The following is a 7,961-nucleotide window of genomic DNA, read 5'->3' as shown; positions in this document are numbered from 1 at the left end:
CGTGAAGCCAGTGCGCTGAGCCTGATCGAACAGTTGCAACGCAACCCGCTGGTGCGCGTCGAACTGCCGTTTGGCGACACCCACCTCGCCGAATTGCCTGACGGGCCGCTGGTGCTGATCGCCGCCGGTACCGGCATGGGCCAGATTCACAGCCTGATCGAACACTGCCGCGCCAACGGCTTCAAACACCCGGTGCATCTGTACTGGGGCGTGCGCCGTCCGGAAGATTTCTACGCCATCGAGCATTGGGACGAATGGCTGAAACTGCCCAATCTGTTCCTGCACAAAGTCGTCAGCGACCAGTGCGGTTGGGAAGGGCGCTGCGGGATGTTGCACCAGGCCGTGTGTGAAGACTTTGCGGATCTGAAGCCGCTGCACGTCTACGCCAGTGGTTCGCCGGCGATGGTCTACGGCACGCTGGATGCGCTGGTGGAAGCCGGGATGGATGCACACCAGATGCGCGCGGACGTGTTTGCCTATGCGCCGCGCTCTTGAGCCGCACGAGCGTTGAGCCCAATCCCTAGAAACGTACGCCGGTCGTCACCATCGCCGCGTTGGCGCCGAGAAACACCAGCTCGGCCGCCAGCGGGCCGTAGTGAGTACCGACGGACGGAATGATTACCGGTGCCACGCCGAAGCGGTTCAACGGGATCTTGTCCTTGTAATCACCGCGATAACCCTGCAACAGGCCGCCGGTGACTTTCAGATACACCGGATACTCCCGGCTGTCATAGCGCTTGCCGACATAGGCATAGTTCGAGCGCTGGCTGAATGAGTTGCGAAAAGTTGCCCCGCCCAATACCCAGCCGGAAGCCTGATTGCGTTCGATGCCGATCAAGTCCTGATGATTATTGTGTTCAGGGTCGGGCGAGTAATGGCGGGTATAGACACTGGTTTGTGCGTACCAGAAGCCATCGTCTTTTTGTGAATCATTGGTGGCCAGAGCCTGGCCGGTCTGAAGCAATAACAATGCGGCCAAAAGCCTGGGTGCGTTCATGTTGCAGCCTCGGTTAAACGGGATGGCTTGCGCCAGAAGAAGGCCGTTATACGTAGGCGTTCAGCGACTTGAAAGACATAAAGTCCGACATTCTAGTAGGAAAATTCCTGCGTTTTCTTGAACCGTTCCTGAACAAGGGAAGGCTTATGCATATTTCATTCGGGTATTTAAGATATTCCGGCAATGGTATTAGGCTATATAAAAGCCGTTGACCGGGACCGCTAATCTCGATTTAACGCTATTGAGCCAGTCATACATCCTTTAGCACTTTTCGTTTTACGGTTACTGCTATATGTTCTATCCAGCGAATTGTGCTTACATCTTGTAATACTTGCGGGGCCGAACATTTCCGTCATGACAGCCATTGAATCTGCTTTTGTGAATCTGGCTTACCCTCCGCGGCTCGATCTGGGGCCGCAGCTGACCCACGAACAACTTCTCGTCTCGATGCAATCGACCATGGCGCGCCACAAGGGCGGACCGGTGTGGCTGTTCGCTTACGGGTCGCTGATCTGGCGTCCGGAATGTACGGCAGTGGAGCGGGTGCGCGGGCGAGTCCATGGCTACCACCGCGGTTTGTACCTGTGGTCGCATGAGCATCGCGGTACGCCGGAAATGCCCGGGCTGGTGTTCGGTCTGGATCGCGGCGGTTCGTGCAGCGGCTTCGCCTATCGGTTGCCGGAAGAGAACCTCGACAGTGCGCTTTATGCGCTGTGGAAACGCGAGATGCCGTTCCCGTCCTATCGCCCGCACTGGCTCAACTGCCGGCTCGAAGATGGCAGTCAGGTTCAGGCGTTGGGGTTTGTGCTGGAGCGACACCTGCCCAGCTACGCCGGCAACCTGCCGGATCACGTGCTGAGTCAGGTGTTCGCAAGCGCTTGCGGGCGCTACGGAACCACTCGCGATTATGTCGAGCAGACCGCCCACGCCCTGCGCAGCCACGCCATGCCAGACCGGAATCTGGAGGCGCGGCTCAAGCGCTGTCAATCACAAAGCGATCAAGCGACGGCTTCGCGGCTCTGACTGGCGACTTGCTTGTGCCATAGCGTCGGGGCCAGGAAGGCCATCGACAGCAGGCAAGCGCCCACCAGCAGCACAAAACCACCGTCCCAGCCGAAGTGGTCAACGGTGTAGCCCATCGCCGCACTCGCCGCGACCGAACCACCCAAGTAACCGAACAGACCGGTGAAGCCAGCTGCCGTACCGGCGGCTTTCTTCGGTGCCAGTTCCAGCGCCTGCAGACCGATCAGCATCACCGGGCCGTAGATCAGGAAGCCGATCGAGAACAGCGCGATCATGTCCACGGTCGGGTTGCCGGCCGGGTTCAGCCAGTACACCAGCGTTGCGACGGTCACCAGCGCCATGAACACCATGCCGGTCAGGCCACGGTTGCCACGGAAGATCTTGTCCGACATCCAGCCGCACAGCAGCGTGCCCGGAATACCCGCCCACTCGTAGAAGAAATAGGCCCACGAGGTTTTATCCACGGTGAAACCCTTGGCTTCCTTGAGGTAGGTCGGCGCCCAGTCCAGCACGCCGTAGCGCAGCAGGTAGACGAAGACGTTGGCCAGGGCGATGTACCAGAGCATTTTGTTGCGCAGCACGTATTTGACGAAGATTTCCTTGGCGCTGAATTCGTCTTCGTGGCTGGCGTCGTAGCCTTCGGGGTAATCGTTCTTGTACTTCTCGATCGGCGGCAGGCCGACCGATTGCGGGGTGTCGCGCATGGTGATGAAGGCAAACACCGCCACGCCCAGCGCCACGGCTGCGGGCACGTAGAACGCTGCGTGCCAGTCGTTGAACAGGCCCATGCCGAGCAGGAACAGCGGACCGATCAGGCCACCGCCGACGTTATGCGCCACGTTCCACACCGAGACCACGCCGCCGCGTTCCTTCTGCGACCACCAGTGCACCATTGTGCGTCCACTCGGTGGCCAGCCCATGCCCTGGGCCCAACCGTTGATGAACAGCAGGATGAACATCATGGTCACGCTGGACGTCGCCCACGGCGCGAAACCGAAAATGAACATCACCCCGGCCGATACCAGCAGGCCGAACGGCAGGAAGTAACGCGGATTGGAACGGTCGGAGACCAGGCCCATCAGGAACTTGGACAGGCCGTAGGCAATGGCGATGGCCGACATCGCCAGACCCAGATCGCCACGGCTGTAGCCTTCGTCGATCAGGTACGGCATGGCCAGGGAGAAGTTTTTGCGCAGCAGGTAGTAACCCGCGTAACCGAAGAAGATACCGGCGAAGATCTGCCAGCGCAGGCGTCGGTAGGTGCTGTCTATTTTTTCTTCAGGCAATGGAGCCTGATGGGCGGCAGGACGAAAGAAAGCAAACATTCAAGAGCTCCAGATTTCTTGTTTTGACTGCGGATGCGAATGTTACAGTTTCGTTACCGAAAATAGCACCGGTTCGCATTGGCAAAACAGCGGAAATGTTGGAAATCGCACTTTCCTTTATGAAGCTGTCGCTCAGCTGTAAGAACAGGGCGTTTTCACCACTTCTGAACATCGGGTGGCTTAGACTCGCGGCCAGTTCAACCGATTGATCAGCCGAGATAAGAAATGCCACTGAAGGTTCGCAGATTGATGCCGAGATTTTTGGTGGCAGCGGGTCTTGCCGTTGTATTACTGACATTGATCATCACCGATCATCCGACTCATTCCGGTCTGCGCAACGCCACGGTGCTGATCATTCGACATGCGGAAAAACCGGCTGAGGGGTCGGCGCTCAATGCCCGAGGCGAACAGCGTGCGGCCGCCTACGTCGACTATTTCAATCCGCTGAAACTCGACGGCCAGACGCTCACCCCCCAGCGTCTGATCGCTGCCGGCGACGTCCCGGAGAGTTCACGTTCGCGTCTGACCCTGACCCCGCTGGCCCAGCGTCTGAACCTTGTGATTGAGCAACCCTACGTCAATGGCGATCTTCATCAACTGGTCAAACTGTTGCGCAAAAGCAATCAGGCGCAAACGGTGTTGATCGCCTGGCATCACGGCCACATCAACAAACTGCTCAAGGCCTTTGGTGGCGACCCCACAGCGCTGATGGGCCAGGAAAAATGGCCGGATGATGTGTTCGACTGGCTGATCGTCCTGCGCTTCGATGAGAACGGGCGGCTCATCCCGTCCCGTAGCGAGAAGGTGCAGGAGCAGCTGTTGCCGGGCGACGCGGCACCATCGCCCGGCGGCTGAGACACGCTGCGGTTTCAGCGCACCTGCACCACCACCTTGCCCACAGCCTTGCGCTGCCCCAGATCATTGATCGCCTGCGCCGCGTTGCTCAGCGGATACACCTGCGACACCAGCGGTTTCAGCTTGCCCTCGGCGAACCAGCCGAACAGTTGCTGGAAGTTCGCCGCGTTGTCCTGCGGCTGGCGCTGGGCGAAGGAGCCCCAGAACACGCCGACCACTGCCGCACCCTTGAGCAGCGCGAGGTTGACCGGGAACTCGGGGATGCGTCCGCTGGCGAAGCCGACCACCAGCAGCCGGCCGTTCCAGGCGATGGCGCGGATGGCTTGATCGAACAGGTCACCGCCGACCGGGTCGTAGATCACGTCGGCACCCTGGCCGTCAGTGAGGCGTTTGATTTCGTCCTTGAGGCTGGTTTCGCTGTAATTGATCAGCTCATCGGCACCGGCAGCCTTGGCCACGGCGAGTTTCTCCGCGCTGCTGGCGGCAGCGATGACCCGGGCACCCATGGCTTTGCCGATTTCCACCGCCGCCAGCCCCACACCGCCAGACGCACCCAGCACCAGCAGGGTTTCGCCCGGTTGCAGGTTCGCCCGTTGTTTAAGGGCGTGCATCGAGGTGCCGTAGGTCATGCTGAACGCGGCGGCGGTATTGAAATCCATCGACGGCGGGATCGGCAGGACGTTGTAGCCCGGCACCGCGACCTGTTCGGCAAAGCTGCCCCAACCGGTCAAAGCCATGACCCGGTCGCCGACCTTCAAATGGCCGACCTTTTCGCCCACGGCGCTGACCACGCCGGCCGCTTCACCGCCCGGCGAGAACGGGAAGGGCGGCTTGAACTGGTACTTGCCCTCGATGATCAGCGTGTCCGGGAAGTTGACCCCGGCGGCGTGCACCTCCAGCAGGATTTCGTTCTTCTTCAGGGCAGGACTGGCGACGTCTTCCAGCACCAGCGATTCGGCAGGGCCGAAGGCTTTGCACAGCACGGCTTTCATCAGGGCTATTCCTTTGGGAGTGATGGCCGATAAGTGTAGGTGTGTCAGTCAACGGGTCAACGAGCATGCCCGGCCCTGATAGGCAGCCATAAGCTTGTGCTTGCGCGGCGGGTCGTTATGCTAGGCCGCAAACCGGATAAGGAGCGAATTGTGAAAGCGTGGATCATGTTGTTGCTGGCCCTGTCTCTGCCTGTGGCAGCGCTGGCCGAAGAAGCCAAAGAAGGCGAGGCGCCGAAGGTCAACTACATCACCCTGAGCCCGCCGTTCGTGGGCAACTACGGGCTGGATGGCACGCCGAAGCTGAAGGTCTACAAGGCCGACGTGGCTTTGCGCGTGACCGGTGAAGAGGCGACCAAACTGGTCAAGGCCAACGAGCCGTTGATCCGCAATCAACTGGTGGCGCTGTTTACCCAGCAGACCAGCGAGGCGATGAGCAGCATCGAAGGCAAGGAAAAACTGCGTCAGGAAGCCCTGAAGCAGACTCAGCAAGTGATGAACGACGAAACCGGCAAGCCGGTGGTTGAAGACCTGTTGTTCAACAACCTGATCATTCAGTAACCACGCTGGCGGCTGTTCAGGACGCCAGGCTCTTGCGAAAGCGTGCCAGGGCAATGAAGAAGAACAGCAGGCCGATGGCCGTCAGCGCCAGCAAGTCCGGCCAGACCACGCTCAGCCCCGCGTCGCGAAACAGAATCGCGGCGCTGAGGCTGACAAAATGCGTGGACGGCGAGCCCTGCATGACCCACTGCAGCCATTGCGGCATGCTGTCCAGCGGCGTGCTGCCGCCGGACAGCAGCAACATCGGGATGATTACTGGAATCGCCAGCAGGCCGAACTGTGGCGTCGAGCGCGCCAGGGTCGCCAGAAAAATCCCCAACGCGGTACTGGCAAACAGATAAACCGCCGTCACCAGCAAAAACAGGCCCATCGAGCCGGACAACGGCACGCCCAATGCGCCTTTGACCACCACCTCCAGCGACAGCCAGGTGCACAGCACCACCACCAGCAGGTTGCTCCAGATTTTCGCCAGCATGATTTCCAGCGCCGTCAGCGGCAGCACCAGCAAATGGTCGAGCGTGCCGTGCTCGCGCTCGCGCAGCAGCGCCGTGCCCGTGAGGATGATCGCCAGAATGGTGATGTTGTTGACGATCTGAATCACCGCCAGAAACCAGCCGCCCTCCAGGTTGGTGTTGAACAGTGCGCGGGTGGTCAACTGGATGGGCGTTTTGCTCACGGCATCGCCCTGGCCGCCGTAGGTCTGCAATTCACGCTGGAAGATCCGGCTGATGTAGCCGGCGCCCATGAACGCCTGGCTCATCGCGGTGGCATCGACGTTGACTTGAATGGCCGGTTGCCGCGCCGCGAGCAGATCGGTTTGAAACCCTGCCGGAATGTTGATCACGAAGGTGTACTGGCCGCTGTCCATCACCTGATCGAGTTGCGTATAGGGCAACAGCACCGGCGTCTGGAACTCCGGCGGTTGCAGGGCCTGGGCCAACTGGCGCGAGAGGGCACTGTGGTCTTCGTCGACGATCGCCACGCTGGCGTTGTGCACGCCGATCACCGAGCCGGCGGCGGGCATGTAGATCGCCACGGTGAAGGCGTAGAACAGGAACAGCAGCAACACGCTGTCGTGGCGCAGGCTGGTCAGTTCCTTGAGTCCCAGGCGCAGGATGTGCGCGAACTTATGCATCAGGCCTCCTGCTTTTTCAGCATGATCAGGCTCAGCCCGGTGAACCCGACAAAGAACCCGAACAGCGCCAGGCATTGCGGCCACAGCTGCCGCAGGTCCAGCGCCTTGGTGAACGTGCCCACCGCGATGTCGAGAAAGTGTCCTGCCGGAAACAGCATGCCCATCACCGCCGCCGCCCCCTCCAGCGAAGAGCGCGGCACGATCAGCCCGGAGAACTGAATGGTCGGCAGGCTGGTGATGATCATGGTGCCGAGGATCGCGGCGATTTGCGTGCGGGTGAAAGCCGAGATCAGCAGGCCCATGCTGGTGGTCGCCAGCACGTACAACAGGCCGCCGAACGCCAGCGTCAGCAGGCTGCCCTTGAACGGCACGCCAAACAGCCAGCGGTTCATCGCCACCAGCAGCGCGAGATTGACCAGACTGACCAGCAGGTATGGTGCCTGTTTGCCCAGCAGAAACTCCAGGCGGGTCAGGGGCGTGGCGTAGAAGTTGGTGATCGAGCCGAGTTCTTTTTCGCGCACGATGCCCAGTGCGGTGAGCATCGCCGGAATGAACGCCAGAATCAGCGCCATGACCCCGGGGCCGATGGCGTTGACGCTGACCACATCCTGGTTGTAGCGAAAGCGCGTCTCGAGGCTGGCGCCTGCCTGATGATTGATCGCAGGGCTGCTCTGCTCGGCCAATTGTTGCAGGTTGGCCAGGTGCACGGCTTCGACATAATTGCGGCTGGTCTCGGCGCGAAACGGCATGCCGCCATCCAGCCACGCCGCCACTGCAGGCTGGCGCCCGGCGTACAGGTCACGGCCAAATCCGGGGGGGATTTCCAGCGCCAGTTTGATCTCCGAGCGTTGCAGGCGGCGGTGTAGTTCTTGAGCGTCGTGGATGGCCGGGCGTTCATCGAAATAGCGTGAGCCGCGAAAGGCTTCCAGATAGGTTCGGCTCTGCGGCGTCTGGTCCTGGTCGTACACGGCGAACGCGAGGTTTTCCACGTCCAGGGAAATCCCGTAGCCGAAGATCACCATCATGAAGATCGCCCCCGCCAGTGCGAAGGCCATACGCACTTTGTCACGCAGCAG

Annotated in this window: 8 protein-coding genes and 1 pseudogene; 4 read left to right on the top strand and 5 right to left on the bottom strand. The window is 60.6% G+C overall.

All coding sequences use genetic code 11. From position 1 onward, the window contains the following. Positions 1-495: pseudogene (locus DBR24_RS16355) on the top strand (CDP-6-deoxy-delta-3,4-glucoseen reductase); the annotation flags it as partial. Positions 496-520: 25 nt separating this feature from the next. Here DBR24_RS16355 and DBR24_RS16350 read toward each other — a convergent pair. Next, positions 521-997, bottom strand: coding sequence for a sn-glycerol-3-phosphate transporter (locus tag DBR24_RS16350; RefSeq protein ID WP_128615282.1), 477 nt, complete (start codon positions 995-997; stop codon positions 521-523). 354 nt (positions 998-1,351) lie between these two features. Here DBR24_RS16350 and DBR24_RS16345 point away from each other — a divergent pair, with 354 nt between their 5' ends. Beyond that, entirely contained in the window at positions 1,352-2,020 is a 669-nt protein-coding gene (locus tag DBR24_RS16345; RefSeq protein ID WP_128615281.1) for a gamma-glutamylcyclotransferase, read from the top strand. Here DBR24_RS16345 and glpT read toward each other — a convergent pair. After that, positions 1,996-3,345 carry a glycerol-3-phosphate transporter gene (glpT, locus tag DBR24_RS16340; protein WP_122596666.1) on the bottom strand — a complete coding sequence of 450 codons (1,350 nt, stop codon included), beginning with the start codon at positions 3,343-3,345 and terminating at the stop codon, positions 1,996-1,998. The genes DBR24_RS16345 and glpT overlap by 25 nt on opposite strands. A 225-nt stretch (positions 3,346-3,570) precedes the next feature. Between glpT and DBR24_RS16335 the strand changes: the two genes are divergently transcribed. Next, entirely contained in the window at positions 3,571-4,200 is a 630-nt protein-coding gene (locus tag DBR24_RS16335) for a flagellar basal body-associated protein FliL (protein WP_128615280.1), read from the top strand. Between the two features lie 14 nt (positions 4,201-4,214). On the opposite strand, the gene DBR24_RS16330 is transcribed toward DBR24_RS16335, so the two are convergent. Then, positions 4,215-5,192, bottom strand: coding sequence for an NADPH:quinone oxidoreductase family protein (locus DBR24_RS16330; protein ID WP_123469716.1), 978 nt, complete (start codon positions 5,190-5,192; stop codon positions 4,215-4,217). A 150-nt stretch (positions 5,193-5,342) separates the two neighbouring features. Here DBR24_RS16330 and DBR24_RS16325 point away from each other — a divergent pair, with 150 nt between their 5' ends. Further along, positions 5,343-5,750, top strand: coding sequence for a flagellar basal body-associated protein FliL (locus DBR24_RS16325; RefSeq protein ID WP_177490592.1), 408 nt, complete (start codon positions 5,343-5,345; stop codon positions 5,748-5,750). Between the two features lie 16 nt (positions 5,751-5,766). On the opposite strand, the gene DBR24_RS16320 is transcribed toward DBR24_RS16325, so the two are convergent. Together DBR24_RS16320 and DBR24_RS32415 are read right to left on the bottom strand one after the other, a co-directional pair. Next, a complete protein-coding gene (locus tag DBR24_RS16320) occupies positions 5,767-6,885 on the bottom strand; it encodes an ABC transporter permease (RefSeq protein WP_123469713.1) in 1,119 nt (372 codons plus the stop codon). Next, on the bottom strand, positions 6,885-7,961 hold a 1,077-nt coding region (locus DBR24_RS32415), incomplete at its 5' end, for an ABC transporter permease (protein WP_256591557.1). The genes DBR24_RS32415 and DBR24_RS16320, both read right to left, overlap by 1 nt.

This window comes from Pseudomonas sp. HMWF006 (genome assembly GCF_003061205.1).
Lineage (GTDB): Bacteria > Pseudomonadota > Gammaproteobacteria > Pseudomonadales > Pseudomonadaceae > Aquipseudomonas > Aquipseudomonas monsensis.
This window is presented reverse-complemented; position numbering and strand designations above follow the sequence as displayed.

What these genes read in the sequence shown, in the direction of transcription:
- DBR24_RS16345 (WP_128615281.1), top strand. Translation starts at nt 1,352, where the DNA reads ATGACAGCCATTGAATCTGCTTTTGTGAATCTGGCTTACCCTCCGCGG.
- glpT (WP_122596666.1), bottom strand. Translation starts at nt 3,345, where the DNA reads ATGTTTGCTTTCTTTCGTCCTGCCGCCCATCAGGCTCCATTGCCTGAA.
- DBR24_RS16350 (WP_128615282.1), bottom strand. Translation starts at nt 997, where the DNA reads ATGAACGCACCCAGGCTTTTGGCCGCATTGTTATTGCTTCAGACCGGC.
- DBR24_RS16335 (WP_128615280.1), top strand. Translation starts at nt 3,571, where the DNA reads ATGCCACTGAAGGTTCGCAGATTGATGCCGAGATTTTTGGTGGCAGCG.
- DBR24_RS16330 (WP_123469716.1), bottom strand. Translation starts at nt 5,192, where the DNA reads ATGAAAGCCGTGCTGTGCAAAGCCTTCGGCCCTGCCGAATCGCTGGTG.
- DBR24_RS16320 (WP_123469713.1), bottom strand. Translation starts at nt 6,885, where the DNA reads ATGCATAAGTTCGCGCACATCCTGCGCCTGGGACTCAAGGAACTGACC.